We start from the raw sequence: 15,352 nt of genomic DNA on the forward strand, positions 1-15,352 counted from the left end.
ATTTATAAATTCAATTCCTACCAAAGCTAACATCCACAATACGCCTATTCATCACTCTTTTACTTCATATCACAGCTACACTTCGTATCTTCCACTCTCTATTTGACCATTCTAGTTTTCAATACAAATATATAAAAAAGTTTGTATTTTACCTTTTAACATATTCATATAAGTATTATGCTTTTAAAATTATCTTTTTAAAATGAAAGTCGTATTTGTTTTTTGAAAACTTACAAGTAAGTTTTCAAAATTAAAAGTTTTATAAGATTGTAGATTTTAAGCCAAAAGCTCTTTTGCGATCATGCTTATGCGTTTTGCCTCAGCACTCGCTCCAATCTCATCTTTTGCCATTTTCATTACAGCGCCTAAATTTTTACCAACTCTTTCAATGATCTTTTTTATTTTCTCTTTAAGCTCTTCATCGCTTAGTTGCGCTGGCAAATATGCCTTAATAAGCTCAATCTCGCCCTGCTCTTTTTTAGCCAAATCCTCTCTAGCACCTTTTATATAAAGCTCAACCGAGTCAGCCCTCTTTTTGATCTCCTTTTGAAGTAGTGGAAGTACCACTTCATCAGTCATTTCGATCCTTTGATCGACTTCAACTTGCTTAAGTGCTGCATTTAGCGTTCTTAAAGTATCTCTTTTAAACTCATCTTTTGCCTTCATAGCCTCTTTTATATCAGCTAAAATTTGCTCTCTTATACTCATTTTCTCTCCTTTAAATTTTTGAAATATTAACTAAAAATTTGTGATAATTTCTTGAAATTTTCCTTGCAGATAAGCCACCCCAACACCCTCTCTAAGCCCATCGTCAATAACTAAAAATTTTGCTTCTTGCCCGATTAAAAGCTCCTCTAAAAGCAGCGTTCCAGCGATGAGCGGATACTTTCTGTTTCTTCCAACCGCCACATTAGCGCTCTTATCGTCCATCTTTAAAAGCTCATCCACAAACCAAGCAAGATCATCATCTCTAAGCTCAAATCCGCTTACTTTTTTTGGATCATAGTTCTCGTAGTTAAGTCCTAGTCGTAGCGCTGCGATAGTAGTTGGTACGCCAGAAGTCAGCACGATAAATTTATTTTTTAAGCTATTTAAAAATTCTCTTGCATCTTTTGTATAAAATTTTGCATTTTCTTGCATTAAATCAAGTGTTTTAAATTTTTCAAAAAATGTAATAATGCCAAATTTAAAACTCATAAAATTTTCATCTTCACCGATCTCTGAGCTTGCTCCACCGATGTCAATAACACTAAAATTTTCACTGATTCCAAGCTTTTTAAAAGCATTTTGAACACCCAAAAATGTAAGCTTTGCTTCTGCTTTACCACTTATTAGGTGAAAATTTATACCAAATTTCTCTCGTATCTCACTAAAAATTTCCTCGCTATTTGACGCTACCCTAAAAGCCTCAGTTGCGACTGCTACGCATTTAAATTTATCAAAGTCAAATTTACTTTTAGCCTCCGATATCGCTTCAAAGAGCCTATTTTTAGACTCATCTGCTATCTTGCCACTTTCATTTAAGCCCCTTGCAGCTCCAACTATCTTTTCATAATTTTGCTCATTACTAAAGCCATTTTGTTCTTTTTTGACAAGCGCTACGCGAAATGTGTTTGAGCCAAGATCTATCGCTATAACCAAAATTTATCCTTAAAATTTTTTGTAGATTCTAACATATGATAATTTAGTATCATTTAAAGTTGAAAAATTCTAAAAACTTTAATATTTTTCAAGATATAATCCCTATCAAAAACCTTATAAGGGGGCTTGATTGCTTCGAGATAACTTATTGGCATTTGTTATTTTTGCAATTTGTAGCGTTGGATTTTTCGTTTGGGGCTATCAATACATCCCGACAAATAACTACTTTTTATTTTTAATCGCTGGCATGTTTGGTCTTTTTATGGCCTTTAATATCGGTGGAAATGACGTTGCAAACAGCTTTGGCACAAGTGTTGGCGCTAAGACTCTTACGCTTAAGCAAGCTCTCATCATCGCAGCCATTTTTGAGCTTAGTGGTGCGATATTTGCAGGATCAGAGGTTACAAATACGATTAGAAACGAGATCGTAAAATTTCCAAGCGATCTAAACCCGATGAAATTTGTCATCATCATGATCTCAGCCCTTCTTAGCTCTGGGCTTTGGCTCTTTTATGCGTCTAAAAAAGGTCTACCAGTCTCGACCACTCACTCGATCGTTGGTGGCATCGTTGGTGCAGGACTTGCTATGGGTTTTATGATAAAAGATCCAGAACCATTTAGCATGGTCTCATGGAGTGAGATCGGTAGAATTGCCGTAAGTTGGGTCATTTCGCCACTGCTTGGCGGCGTGATGTCTTACGTTATATTTGGCTACGTAAAAAGCAAGATTATAGAACCAACACATGAACTTAAAATGAATCTAAAAGCGCTAAAGGCTGAGAGAAAAGCATATAAAGAAAGCTTCATAAAAGCACTAAAAACAAAGCCGGCTGAGGAGCAGATAGCTACTCTTTCAAAGATCGCAGTTATCGATGAGGACGAGATCGAAACCACTGAATACAGCGAGTATCGCTCAAAAATCCGCATTATGAAAGATAGTGAAAAAGAGATAGATACCTTTAAAGCGATGAAAAAGCATATCCCGATCATCGCTGGATTTGCCGCGATGGTGATCTCGTCGATGATGCTTTTTAAAGGGCTGGAGCATATAAATTTAGCCTTTAGTATCATCCAAACCATCTGGATCATCTTCGTCATCGGAGCTCTAGCATATCTTGCAAGCCTTGCTATTATAAACGTCATGAGCAAAAACGATAGCGAAAAGAGTATCAATAGAATTTTCTCATGGTTTCAAATTTTTACCGCTTCATCTTTTGCATTTTCACATGGTGCAAACGATATCGCAAACGCAGTTGGACCATTTGCAGCCGTACTTGACGTGCTAAAAACTGGCTCTATAAATGAAAGCTCACCCATACCAAGCATCGCAATGGTAACCTTTGGAATTTCGCTTGTCGTTGGACTTTGGTTTTTAGGCAAAGAGGTGATCACTACTATCGGCTCAAAACTAGCTGAAATTTTACCTACGACCGGCTTTAGCGCTGAGCTTGCCTCAAGTATCGTCATACTTCTAGCCACAAAGCTTGGCATACCAGTTAGCTCGACTCATATCCTAATAGGCGCAGTTTTAGGCATCGGCATCGTAAATAAAAATGCAAACTGGAAAATGGTAAGACCAATCATTCTTGCTTGGCTCATCACGCTTCCAGCAGCTGCTATCTCATCAGCTATATTTTATTTTGCCCTTGCTAAATTACTAGGCGTTTAGTCATATTTTTAAATAGCTAAACCGCCCTATTTTTTAGATATTTTTTGTATAAATTTTATATGAGAGCTTGGCAAGTTGATCCAACCTGCCAAGTAAATTTGAAGTTATTTTTTCTTAATGATGATCTTCTCACCATCGCTATCAATGGTGATCTCATCGCCACTTTCAAGCTCATCTTTTAAGATCATATCAGCGATCTTATCTTCAACTAGCTCATAAAGCGCTCTTCTAAGAGGCCTTGCGCCATAAACTATGTCAAAGCCAGCTTTTGCGATAAATTTCTTAGCCTCTTCGCTTAAAACTGCCTTGATACCACGGTTATGAAGAGTCTTTTCAAGCTCTTTAAACATGATCTCAACGATAGAGATTAGTCCTTGTTCATTTAGAGGATTAAATATGATAGTATCATCAAGACGGTTTAAAAATTCTGGTTTAAAGTAGTTTTTAAGCTCGTTTTTAACAGCAGCGTCACGATCTTCGCCCTTTAGCTCCATGATGAAATTTGAAGCAATGTTTGAAGTTAAAATGATGATAGTGTTTTTAAAATCAACCGTTACACCTTTATTATCAGTCGCACGTCCGTCATCTAAAATTCCCAAAAGTATGTTAAACACATCTTTATGGGCCTTTTCAACCTCGTCAAAAAGGATGACTGAGTAAGGTCTTCTGCGAACTGCCTCTGTTAGCTGACCGCCCTCATCGTAGCCCACATATCCTGGAGGCGCACCAAGAAGCCTGCTCACGCTATGTTTTTCCATATATTCGCTCATATCAAAGCGGATAAGCGCCTTCTCATCATCAAATAAAAATTTAGCCAAAGCTTTAGCAGACTGGGTTTTACCAACGCCTGTTGGTCCAAGAAATAAAAACGAACCAATAGGCCTTTGACCTTCATTTAGTCCTGCTTTGTTTCTTTTAACAGCACGTGCGAGTGCGTGTAGTGCGTCATCTTGACCGACAACGCTCTCTCTTAGGTGTTCCTCAATGCGGAGATATTTCTCTTTTTCACTTGTTAGCATCTTCTTAACTGAAATTCCAGTCCATTTGCTCAAAATTTCAGCTACAAGCTCTTCATCGACTTGATTTTTAAGAAGCACGCCCTCTTTTTTCATGCTCTCCCATTTTTCTTCAAGCTCGTGTTTGTGCTTTTTAGCGTCAGCTATCTTGCCGTATTCTATCTCGGCAGCCTTTTGAAGATCGCCATTTCTTTTTGCTATTTCAGCTTGTGATTTTAAGCTATCTATCTCTTTTGTGGCTTTTGAAATTCCGCCAAAAACAGCCTTTTCATTTTCAAATTTTGTATCAAGTGCTAGCTTTTTCTCATTTAGATCAGCTATCTCTTTTTCGATCTCGCCAAGTCTTTCTTTATTTTTATCCGCATCCTCCATCTTTAGAGCTTCTTTTTCTACTTGAAGCGTTACGATCTCGCGTTTTATCTTTGAAAGCTCGTATGGCTCGCTTTCTATTTGCATCTTAAGTTCAGCTGCGGCTTCGTCAATAAGGTCTATCGCCTTATCTGGCAAGAAGCGGTTTGCGATGTAGCGGTCACTTAGTCTTGCAGCGGCAACTAGCGCACTATCTGTTATCGTGATGCCGTGATGAACTTCAAGACGCTCTTTTATACCACGTAAAATTTGAAGTGCCTCATTTACGCTTGGCTCTTTAACATCTATCGGCTGAAAACGTCTTTGAAGCGCCGCATCTTTTTCAAAGTATTTTCTATACTCTTTTAATGTCGTCGCACCAACAGCGTGAAGCTCGCCACGTGCAAGAGCTGGTTTTAGGATATTTGCTGCGTCCATTCCACCCTCGCTCGCACCAGCTCCAACTATGGTGTGAATCTCATCTATAAAAAGTATTATATTTCCAGCTTTTTTAACCTCGTCAATGACAGCTTTTAGCCTATCTTCAAACTCGCCTCTATACTTTGCACCAGCTACAACTGCGCTCATATCAAGTGCGATGACACGCTTGTTTGCAAGGCTTGTTGGCACATCGCGAGCAACTATCTTTTGAGCTAAGCCCTCAACAATAGCTGTTTTACCAACGCCTGGCTCACCAAGCAAGATAGGATTGTTTTTACTCTTTCTTATTAAAATTTGCATCATCCTTGTGATCTCTTCATCACGGCCGATGACTGGATCAAGCTCTTTATTTAGCGCTTTTTGCGTTAGATCGATACCAAATTTCTCTAAGCTATCAAGAGTATCATCGCTAGTTTGGCTATCTATCTTTTTGCCACCTCTTATGCTTTCAAGGTTCTTTTTGATCTCCAAGATATCGCAAAATTTGCTTAAAATTTGTTTGATCTCACTAAGTTCAAGAGATGAGATGATCCATGTATCAACAGCTATGTAGCTATCGCCCATGCTTACCATCAAAGCTTTTGCGTTTTCAAGCGAATTTATAAGCTCTCTTGAAACCGAAACGTTATCTTTTGTGACATTTGAGCTGCTTGGAAGTGAAGAAATTTTACTTTTTACTTCAAGCTCGACGGCGTCTTTGCTTACATTCATTTTATTAAACACTTGGTTTAAAATGGAATTACTATCTGCAAGTAAAGCCCAAAAAATATGAAGCGGAACAACTTGTGGGTTTTTAGAGAATATCGCTAAACTAATACCTTTTTCAAGAGTTTCTTGCATCTGAGCTGTTAAATTTTCTGTTATATCAGCCATTAAATCTCCTTGGATTATTTTATATGGTCGCCATTATATAACTTTAGTCTTATATTGTCAAGTATTTTTATAACACTTATCACTCTTTTTATTTAATTGCTAAAATTTACCGTTATAAATTTGTATCAAAAACTATCCAAAAGCAAAAATATAAGCTTAAATTTATACTTTTTTTAGCCAAAAGCTAATAGAATTGAGTCAAAAATTATAGGAGAAATTTTGAATAAATTTAGTAGATTTTTTGCACTAAAAATTACAGGTGCTTTGCTTATCTCAAGCGTAGCAGTGAATGCACTTTTTGCAAAGAGTGAAGACGAAGCAAGTGCGAAGCTTGAAGCACTTTCAAAGCTTACAAAAACAATTTCAACCGTTGAAAAATACTATGTTGATGACATTAAATTTAAAGAGATCATCGATAAAGCCATTGCTGGTTTAATGCAAAATTTAGATGCCCACTCAAGCTTTTTAAATGAAAAAGCTTACAAAGATATGCAGGTGCAAACAAGTGGAGAATTTGGTGGCCTTGGCATAACAGTTGGTATGAAAGATAGCGCACTAACCGTTATCTCACCGATAGAAGATACCCCAGCTGATAAAGCGGGTATAAAATCAGGCGACATTATCTTAAGAATAGACGGCAACTCAACTATCGGCACAACGATAGATGAAGCTGTAAATAAAATGCGTGGCAAGCCAAAAACTCCAATAACTATCACAATTTTGCGAAAAGGTGAGCAAAAACCATTTGACGTAAAGATCATAAGAGATCTTATAAAAGTTGAGTCTGTCTATGCAAAAATGATAGAAAATGACAACATTCTTTACGTGCGTGTTACAAATTTTGACAAAAATGTTGTTACAAAGGTAAAAGAAGCGATCAAAGAGTATCCAAAAGCAAGTGGCATCATACTTGATCTTAGAAACAATCCTGGCGGACTTTTAAATCAAGCTGTTGATCTAGTTGATCTTTTTGTAGATAACGGCGTCATCGTCTCTCAAAAAGGTCGCGACGCATCTGAAAATATAGAGTATAAAGCAAGTGCTAGTAAAACTCTTTCAAAACTACCGCTTGTTGCACTAGTAAATGGCGGAAGTGCTAGTGCTAGCGAGATCGTAAGTGGCTCACTTCAAGATCATAAACGTGCTGTAATAATCGGCGAAAACACCTTTGGCAAAGGAAGTGTTCAAGTAATCCTTCCGATAGATGACACCGAAGCATTAAGGCTAACCATCGCAAGATACTACTTGCCAAGTGGCAGAACTATCCAAGCAGTTGGCGTAACACCTGATGTAGTCGTGCATCCTGGCAAAGTGCCGCAAAGCGACGATAGTGCATTTAGTATCAAAGAAAGTGAGCTAAAAGCACACCTAAAAAGCGAGCTAAACAAGATAAATCCTACAAGTGAGGGCAATAAAACTGAAGCAAAAGATGATAAAAAGATAATCACGCAAAAAAAAGTTGATGAAGATATTCAATTAAAAACAGCAATTGATACGATCAAAATTTTAAAAATAAAACAATAAATTAGAAGGAGATCTCCATGCAAAAAAGAGAGCTTATTTACGAGGGAAAAGGTAAAAAAATGTATGCCACAGACGATGCAAATTTACTTGTGGCTGAATTTAAAGACGATCTAACAGCATTTGATGCTCAAAAAAGAGGCAACGAAGCTGGTAAAGGCGCATTAAATAATAAAATTTCAACACAGCTTTTTAAGCTTTTGGAGAGTAAAGGCATCGTGACTGACCTAGTTGAGACTATTAGCGACACTGAACAAGTAGTCAAAAAATGTGAGATCATACCTCTTGAAGTTGTTGTTAGAAATATCGCAACTGGTTCACTAAGCAAAAGACTTGGCATAAAAGAAGGCACAGTTTTACCTTTTACGCTTGTTGAGTTTTACTACAAAAACGATGATTTGCACGATCCATTAGTAACCGATGAGCACTGTATCATTATGGGATTAGTAAAGAGTGAAAAAGATCTTCAAACTCTAAGACACACAGCAAGAGAGATCAACTCTATATTATTTAAATTTTTTGCCGAAAGAGACCTAAAACTAGTTGATTTTAAAATAGAATTTGGTATCGACAAAGACGGCAATATCATTCTAGCCGATGAAATAAGCCCCGATAGTTGTAGATTCTGGGATGCTAAAACTAATGAAAAACTTGACAAAGATAGATTTAGACAAGATCTTGGTAGCGTAAAAGTCGCTTACGAAGAAGTTTTAAGAAGAATTTTATCGTAAGGACAAAAATGAAAGCTGTTGTAAATATAGCATTAAGAAGTGGGGTCCTTGACCCTGCTGGCAAAGCAGTGGAGCATGCTTTAAATTCTCTTGGATTTAGCGGTGTGTCAAATGTCAGGATAGGCAAGCAAATCGTTTTAGATATTGATGAGAGCGATAAAAACAAAGCAAAAGAGCAGCTAAAAGTGATGTGCGAAGAGCTTCTGGCTAACACTGTTATCGAAGACTACGAGATCGTGCTATGAAAGTAGCGATTATACTTTTTCCTGGCACAAACTGCGAAGAAGATACAGCTCACGCATTTAAATTACTTGGATGCCAAACACAAATAATCTGGCACAAAGAAGATAAAATAGATGCTGACCTGGTCGTACTTCCAGGCGGTTTTAGCTATGGAGATTATCTAAGAACAGCTGCAATAGCTAAATTTAGCCCAGCTATGCAAGCTGTAAAAGAGCATGCAAAAAAAGGCGGCTATATCTTAGGAATTTGCAATGGTTTTCAGATGCTACTTGAGCTTGGACTCTTAAAGGGTGCGATGAGAAGAAATGAAAATTTAAATTTCGTCTCAAAATATCACCACCTAAAAGTAATCTCAAATGACAATAAATTCTTAGCAAATTTAGCCAAAAATGAAGTAGTAAATATCCCTATTGCTCATGGCGAGGGTAACTATTACACTGATGAAAACACTCTAAAAGGCCTTTACGACAACGATCAAGTGCTACTAAAATACTGTGATGCTAAAGGCAACGAAATAAATCCAAACGGCTCAGTCGACAATATAGCTGGAATTTGTGATGAGAGCAAAAAGATTTTTGGTCTCATGCCTCATCCTGAGCGTGCTTGTGAGAAAATTTTAGGTACAGATGATGGTATGAAGATGCTAAAAGGTCTAGTTTGGTAAAACATTTTCTTTTTATCTCCCTACTCGTACTAAATTTATTTGCTGTAAATACCGATGAAGTAAGCGTTTTTGACATGATGGACGAAGCTAGGGAGGATAAATTTGTAAATAGCCCTACTTCAAATCCAAAAACTCAAAAACCGCCAAAAGAACAAGATTTTTCAAGAAAATTTGTGTCACCACAGCCAGAACGTATCACTCCAGAGCAGATGCGAAACATCGTGCCAACAAACGAGCCAGATATTAGTGTTCCAGACAATCAAGTATATGATAAGATCAAAGTAAAAGAGCTTCTTTTAAAAGCCACAAATGTGCCAAAAAATGTTGTTATAGGAGAAATTTTTAGTGTTGAGATAGTGGCTGATACACAAAATGACTTTGAGTTTGAGTTTGAGACACAGCTTGATGAAACAAATATCAAATGGCTAAATAAGAAAAATTTTCAATGGGTAAAAAGCGAAGACAACAAATATGTAGGTACTTTTTATCTTGAGGCAACAAGCATTGACGCAAAGACTTTAAAAGTTAGTTTAACCCTAAAAAGAAATGGCGAGAACTATCAAAACTCTAGCATAAATATCTTTTTACCAAAGCTAAAAGAGCTTAGAAGTGATGAGAACTACAACCACATCGTCGCTGACAACCTTGAGGTAAAGAAATTTAAAACGACTAAATTTGATGATATAAACAATATCATGGTTGTAGAAATTTATGGCAACAACGTAGATCTAAGTGCTTTTAATATTGAAAATAAGACAATCTTAAAGCAAGGTGTAGATACGATAAATGGCGACTTTAACTCACAAAGCGCATATTATTTTGCAGTATTTAAGCCAAATAAAAAATCGCTTGACTTTAACTATTACAACCTAAAAAAGGCCAAATTTGAAAGTTTTTCTTTGCCGGTGAGTGTCGAAGATGACGATGTTAGCACACAGATCGGACTAAACCCAAAACAAAGCGAGTTTAGCACCTATAAAGATATCACGATATACTCTTGTGCGGTAATTTTTATATTATTAGCTATTTGGCGCAGAAGGCTTAGCTACTTTTTTGTGGCGGCTGTTTTTATCGCACTTGGAATTTACACCTACAACCCTTTTGGCAAGGCTGTTCTAAAACCAGATATTAGCGTTTCGATCTTGCCTACAAAAAACTCAACCATTTTTTACACATCTCGCAAAAATGAAAATGTAGAAATTTTAGACACAAAAGGCGACTACTCAAAAATTTTATTTGCTGATGGTAAGATTGGCTGGGTAAAAAAGGATAATCTTGTCAAAAATTAGAGCTTTATTTTTTGCTATTGAGTTTGTTATTAGCGTTATTCTTGTCGTCTTTTTTATGTGGCTATTTAATGATAAAAATAGAGCCATAAGAAAATTTTGGGGAAGATCGCAAAGGTTTTTTGGTGGATATAAACTTGAAGTGATAGGTAATTTTAGTGATGAGGCAAATATCTTACTCATAAACCATCAAAGTATGCTTGACATTATTGTGCTTGAAGAGGTTCATCCAAAAAATCTTTGCTGGATAGCAAAGGCACAAATCGGCAAAATTCCTATAATTGGTAAAATTTTGAGCCTGCCAAAAATGATAGCGGTTGAACGTGAAAATAAACATTCACTAATAAAGCTTTTAAGCGAAGCAAAAGACAGGGTTGAAAATGGTCGTGTTTTAGCGATATTTCCCGAAGGAACTAGATCTCAAACCAATAAACTTTTGCCTTTTAAGGGTGGTGCAAAACTATTAGTTGAAAAGCTAAATTTAAAAGTTCAACCTATCGTTATAGTAGGAAGCGATGCTATGAAAGTAAAAGAATTTAGCTTTAAAAAAGCAGACATCAAGCTCTTTTGTCTTGATATAGTCGATACTTCAAAAGACAACTGGCTAGAGGCGACTAGAGAGAGTATGCAAAAAGTCCTAGACGAAAATAGAAAATAAATTTGGCTTTGCAAATTTACAAAGCCCCTCCTGCTCTATATCATTATCTATAAAAATTTGACTTTATACTAGAAATTTTTATCAATAAATTTAAAAAGGTCCAGCGAAAGCTAGACCTAAAAATATGAGCTTAAGGGGTAAGCTCTCAAGTCCTAAAGACACTAAGTTTTGAATTTAATGCATCTGTCATCTTGTTTAGATGTTCTGCCGCTGAAGCTATCTCTTCGACACTTCTAGCATTTTCAGATGAAATTTGGTTGATATTTGAGATGCCTTCCATGATTTCATTTACATTTTTACCAGTTGCGATGTAGTCTTGCATAGTCTTATCAGACATTGCTATAGCGTTATTCATCGTCTCACTCATAACATTTATAGTTTTTTCAACGTCGCTTGCCACGTGAGTTAGCTCTTGGATCTGTTTAGAGTTGATGCCCATTTGCTCACTGCTATCATTGATCGCTTGAACGATGACATTGATAGTTGCATTTATCTCAGTTAAACTCTTTTGAGTCCTCTCAGCCAACTGTCTAACTTCATCAGCAACGACGGCAAAGCCTCGTCCATGCTCACCTGCTCTTGCAGCCTCGATAGCTGCGTTAAGAGCAAGTAAATTTGTTTGATCAGCTATATCATTGATAACAACAAGGACTGATTTTACCTGCTCGGCATCACGGCTAAGCTGATCAATCTTATCAGCCATTTGATTTTCTACATTAGCTGAATCAATAATCTGCGCCGATAGCGATCTTATAGCTTCAGTTGCCGTTTTTATATGTGTGCTTGCTTTTTGAAGATCGTCTTTGCCGGCCTGAGCTACTGCTAAAGATTCTTTCATATTTTCTTGCATTACTTTACATCTTTGATTTGTCTCTTCCACTATTTCAGTTGATTTTTCTACACGTTTGCCTGTTTGAAGAGATGTAGAGCTAAGCTCATTTGCAACAGAGCTATTTTCACTTGAAAGGTGCTTTGTATCACTTATTAATACCCTTATTCTTTCAATAAAATCATTTATATCTTTACTTATCTTAGCTATCTCGTCTTTACCATAAATAGGAATTTTAATTGTAAAATCAGATGTTATCGCGTTTAAATTTGTTCCTAGTCTATCGATAGGACTTGCAACCATCTTCTTAAGCAAGAACATCGAAACAGCTATCAAAAGTAAGGTAACTATGACGCTTGCTATGATGAAATTTTTACTAACTACTTTTAATGGTGTTAAAAAATCATCAGTAACAGCTGAACCTAAAACCATCCAGTCTAGTTTATCAAATGACTCAAAAGCAACTATACAGTCAACCCCATCAATTATAATAGGCTCAATACCCTTTCCTTTTTTAACAATATTATCCATAGTAGTTTTTAATTCACTACTTAGCTCTTGATTTGCCTTGGTTGGATGAAAGTCAAATTTGCCAGTTTTAGTATTGTAAAGAGAAAAATATCCATGCTTACCAAGTTTCATCTCAGAAAAAGTCTTTTTCATATTGTTTAATCCCTCGGTAGGATCATAACCAACAAATAAAATTCCTATTACCTCGTTATTTTCAATAATAGGATCGTAAATGCTCATATAGTTGCGTCCAAATAAATTTACAACGCCTATATACCTCTCTTTATTCATGATATTTTTATAGGCTTGACCGTTTTTGTCAATCATAGTACCAACAGCTCTACTACCATCAGCCTTCGTCACCGATGTACTAACTCTTAAAAAATTATCACCCGATTTTGCAAAAATGGTTGAAATTCCACCTTTTGTAGCTTTATTAAATTTATCCAGAATATCGTAGTTGTTGTTTAAAATACCATTTTGAGATATTAGATCTATCGCCTCGTATTTGTCAGTCTTACTCATCTGGTGATTGGTTGAAATTTTTCCGATCATCTCTTTAAAAACACTCATTATTAGCTCTGCACTACTTACATTATCTTTCTCAAATAATTTAACCGTATTCATAGCAAGCTGGACGTTTTGTTCTACTGTTGTAAGCACACCATCTTTTATCTCGCGCTCTAAAATATTTGATGTATATACGACAAAACATGTCATAGATACTGCCAAAACCGTAGCAATCGTTGCTGAAACTTTTACCAAAATGCTTCGTAAATTCATTTTGTTTCCTTTTTTCCAAAAATTTTTCGCCTTGATTATAGCACTATTTTAAATAAACTTTATACAAGAATACATAATTAATAACAATTAATAAATTATCATTATTATTTTATTTATAAATTATAACTTTTTTGAAATTATTTTAAAAAATTAATTTAAAAACCTTGATAGTATTACTATCAATGTTAAGTATATTTTTATCACTTTGTGTTATAATCTGCCAAAAATTTTAAAAAAGGAAATCAAAATGGCAGATAAATTTGAATTTCAAACCGAGGTTAATGACCTTCTAAATTTAATGATTCACTCTCTTTACTCAAACAAAGAGATATTTTTAAGAGAGCTCATCTCAAACTCAAATGACGCTCTTGACAAGCTAAACTACCTTTGCTTAACTGATGAAAAGTATAAAAGTCTAAGCTACACTCCAAGGATCGACATCAAAGTAGATGATAAGGCTAAGACTTTAACCATCAGCGACAATGGTATCGGCATGGATAAAGACGAGCTTATCGCAAATTTAGGCACGATAGCAAGAAGCGGCACAAAAGGCTTTATGAAAAATTTAAGCGGCGATGCAAAAAAAGATAGCTCGCTGATCGGTCAGTTTGGTGTTGGCTTTTACTCAGCATTTATGGTGGCAAACAAGATCGAGGTCATAAGCAAACGAGCACTTAGCGACAAAGCCTATAAATGGACATCTGATGCAAAAAGCTACGAGATAGAAGATGCTAAAAAAGATAGCTTTGGAACGGACATCATCTTGCACTTAAACGATGATGAGTTTGCAAATTCTTGGCGTATAGAAGAGATAGTCAAGAAGTATTCAAATCACATTCCTTATCCTATATTTATGGATAAACAAAGCTATGTCGCTCCAAAAGAAGGCGAAAAAGAGGGCACGTATGAGACTAAGAACGAGCAGATAAACAAGGCAAATGCGCTTTGGAGGCTGAATAAAGCCAGCCTAAAAGAGCAAGACTATAACGACTTTTATAAGCAAATTTCTCACGATAGCAGCGATCCGCTCCTTTACATCCACACAAAAGCTGAGGGTAAGATCGAGTACTCAACTCTATTTTATGTACCAAGCACCGAGCCGTTTGACCTATTTAGAGTTGATTACCAAAGTGGCGTGAAGCTCTATGTGAAAAGAGTTTTCATCACAGATGATGCAAAAGAACTCTTGCCGCCATATTTAAGATTTATCAAGGGTATCATTGATGTTGAGGATCTACCATTAAATGTAAGCCGTGAAATTTTACAAGAAAATGCGATCATGCGAAGCGTCAAAGAGCAAAGCGTGAAGAAAATTTTAAGCGAGCTTGCAAAGTTAAAAGATAACGACCGCGAAAAATACATAAAATTTTACAAACTATTTGGCAAGGTTTTAAAAGAGGGGCTTTATGGATTTAACGCTGAAAAAGAGCAAATTTTAGATCTTTGTCTATTTAAAAGCTCAAAAAGAGATGGGCTTATCAGTTTAAAAGAGTACAAAGAGGCAATGAAAGAGGATCAAAAATCGATCTACTACATCAGCGGCAATAACGAAAGTATGCTAAGAAATTCTCCACTCCTCGAGAGCTTTAAGAAAAATGATATTGAGGTGCTCATTATGGACGAAGAGATCGACACGATCGTAATGCCAATGGTTAATGAATTTGACAAAACGCCTCTAAAATCAGTCTCACATGCTGATATAAATGACGAGATCAAAAGCGATGAGAAGGTTGATGAGAACAAGGTTGCAAACACGCTTGTTAAAATGAAAGAAATTTTAAAAGACGAGGTAAAAGATGTAAGACTGAGCTCAAGACTCTCAAGCTCCGCTGCGGTGTTAATTTATGATAAAAACGATCCTGATTACGCTATGCAAGAGATGTTAAAACAAATGGGACAAGGCGCAAATGCTCCAAAAGTTAAACCGATCTTGGAGATCAATGCTGATCATGAAATTTTTGCAAAACTTGAGAAAAATGAGGCGATGATATATGACATCGCACCTTTGCTTCTTGATATGGCAAGGCTAAATGAAGGCATGAGTCTAGAAAATCCAGCTAAATTTTCAGAGCTACTAACAAAAGTGATGATAAAAGCTATCTAATTTTATAAAGCCCAAGAGAAATTTTGGGCTTTATA

11 protein-coding genes and 2 pseudogenes are annotated in these 15,352 nt (G+C 36.2%); 8 read left to right on the plus strand and 5 right to left on the minus strand.

Going from position 1 to position 15,352, the window contains the following annotated elements:
• Window positions 1-276: 276 nt before the first annotated feature.
• Both CVS93_RS07810 and CVS93_RS07815 read right to left on the minus strand, forming a co-directional pair.
• Window positions 277-708: a GatB/YqeY domain-containing protein gene (locus CVS93_RS07810; RefSeq protein WP_021091309.1), complete on the minus strand. Its 432-nt coding sequence runs from the start codon at window positions 706-708 to the stop codon at window positions 277-279.
• A gap of 30 nt (window positions 709-738) precedes the next feature.
• Window positions 739-1,641: a disulfide bond formation protein DsbA gene (locus CVS93_RS07815; protein WP_107687209.1), complete on the minus strand. Its 903-nt coding sequence runs from the start codon at window positions 1,639-1,641 to the stop codon at window positions 739-741.
• 130 nt (window positions 1,642-1,771) lie between these two features.
• Here CVS93_RS07815 and CVS93_RS07820 point away from each other — a divergent pair, with 130 nt between their 5' ends.
• Complete coding sequence (locus CVS93_RS07820; protein WP_107687210.1) at window positions 1,772-3,310, plus strand: inorganic phosphate transporter; 1,539 nt, start codon at window positions 1,772-1,774, stop codon at window positions 3,308-3,310.
• A gap of 104 nt (window positions 3,311-3,414) precedes the next feature.
• Here CVS93_RS07820 and CVS93_RS07825 read toward each other — a convergent pair whose 3' ends face one another.
• On the minus strand, window positions 3,415-5,988 hold the full coding sequence (locus CVS93_RS07825; RefSeq protein ID WP_107687211.1) for an ATP-dependent Clp protease ATP-binding subunit: 2,574 nt from the start codon (window positions 5,986-5,988) through the stop codon (window positions 3,415-3,417).
• Window positions 5,989-6,195: 207 nt separating this feature from the next.
• Between CVS93_RS07825 and CVS93_RS07830 the strand changes: the two genes are divergently transcribed.
• From CVS93_RS07830 to CVS93_RS07855, 6 genes are read left to right on the plus strand one after another with little or no spacing between them, the layout of a single operon-like run.
• Window positions 6,196-7,512 (plus strand): S41 family peptidase, encoded by a 1,317-nt coding sequence (locus tag CVS93_RS07830; protein ID WP_413784290.1) that lies wholly within the window; start codon window positions 6,196-6,198, stop codon window positions 7,510-7,512.
• Between the two features lie 17 nt (window positions 7,513-7,529).
• A complete protein-coding gene (gene purC / locus CVS93_RS07835; protein WP_021091373.1) occupies window positions 7,530-8,240 on the plus strand; it encodes a phosphoribosylaminoimidazolesuccinocarboxamide synthase in 711 nt (236 codons plus the stop codon).
• 8 nt (window positions 8,241-8,248) lie between these two features.
• Window positions 8,249-8,485 (plus strand): phosphoribosylformylglycinamidine synthase subunit PurS, encoded by a 237-nt coding sequence (gene purS, locus CVS93_RS07840; RefSeq protein ID WP_009293857.1) that lies wholly within the window; start codon window positions 8,249-8,251, stop codon window positions 8,483-8,485.
• Complete coding sequence (gene purQ, locus CVS93_RS07845) at window positions 8,482-9,147, plus strand: phosphoribosylformylglycinamidine synthase I (protein ID WP_107687212.1); 666 nt, start codon at window positions 8,482-8,484, stop codon at window positions 9,145-9,147. Before purS ends, purQ begins: the two co-directional genes overlap by 4 nt.
• Window positions 9,141-10,436, plus strand: a complete 1,296-nt coding sequence (locus CVS93_RS07850; protein WP_107687213.1) for an SH3 domain-containing protein — start codon at window positions 9,141-9,143, stop codon at window positions 10,434-10,436. The genes purQ and CVS93_RS07850 overlap by 7 nt, the downstream gene beginning before the upstream one ends.
• On the plus strand, window positions 10,417-11,091 hold the full coding sequence (locus CVS93_RS07855) for a lysophospholipid acyltransferase family protein (protein ID WP_234400121.1): 675 nt from the start codon (window positions 10,417-10,419) through the stop codon (window positions 11,089-11,091). Before CVS93_RS07850 ends, CVS93_RS07855 begins: the two co-directional genes overlap by 20 nt.
• 145 nt (window positions 11,092-11,236) lie before the next feature.
• Here the strand turns inward: CVS93_RS07855 and CVS93_RS10135 are convergent.
• Both CVS93_RS10135 and CVS93_RS10140 read right to left on the minus strand, forming a co-directional pair.
• Window positions 11,237-12,289, minus strand: a pseudogene (locus tag CVS93_RS10135) (methyl-accepting chemotaxis protein); the annotation flags it as partial.
• Between the two features lie 27 nt (window positions 12,290-12,316).
• Window positions 12,317-13,213: pseudogene (locus CVS93_RS10140) on the minus strand (Cache 3/Cache 2 fusion domain-containing protein); the annotation flags it as partial.
• A 247-nt stretch (window positions 13,214-13,460) separates the two neighbouring features.
• Between CVS93_RS10140 and htpG the strand changes: the two are divergent.
• Entirely contained in the window at window positions 13,461-15,317 is a 1,857-nt protein-coding gene (gene htpG / locus CVS93_RS07865; RefSeq protein ID WP_107687216.1) for a molecular chaperone HtpG, read from the plus strand.
• Window positions 15,318-15,352: the final 35 nt, after the last annotated feature.

The organism is Campylobacter concisus, assembly GCF_003048535.1.
Taxonomy (GTDB): Bacteria; Campylobacterota; Campylobacteria; order Campylobacterales; family Campylobacteraceae; genus Campylobacter_A; species Campylobacter_A concisus_S.

Excerpts from the sequence above, each read along its gene's own strand:
- CVS93_RS07810 (WP_021091309.1), bottom strand. The coding sequence starts at position 708 with ATGAGTATAAGAGAGCAAATTTTAGCTGATATAAAAGAGGCTATGAAG.
- CVS93_RS07825 (WP_107687211.1), bottom strand. The coding sequence starts at position 5,988 with ATGGCTGATATAACAGAAAATTTAACAGCTCAGATGCAAGAAACTCTT.
- purC (WP_021091373.1), top strand. The coding sequence starts at position 7,530 with ATGCAAAAAAGAGAGCTTATTTACGAGGGAAAAGGTAAAAAAATGTAT.
- purS (WP_009293857.1), top strand. The coding sequence starts at position 8,249 with ATGAAAGCTGTTGTAAATATAGCATTAAGAAGTGGGGTCCTTGACCCT.
- purQ (WP_107687212.1), top strand. The coding sequence starts at position 8,482 with ATGAAAGTAGCGATTATACTTTTTCCTGGCACAAACTGCGAAGAAGAT.
- htpG (WP_107687216.1), top strand. The coding sequence starts at position 13,461 with ATGGCAGATAAATTTGAATTTCAAACCGAGGTTAATGACCTTCTAAAT.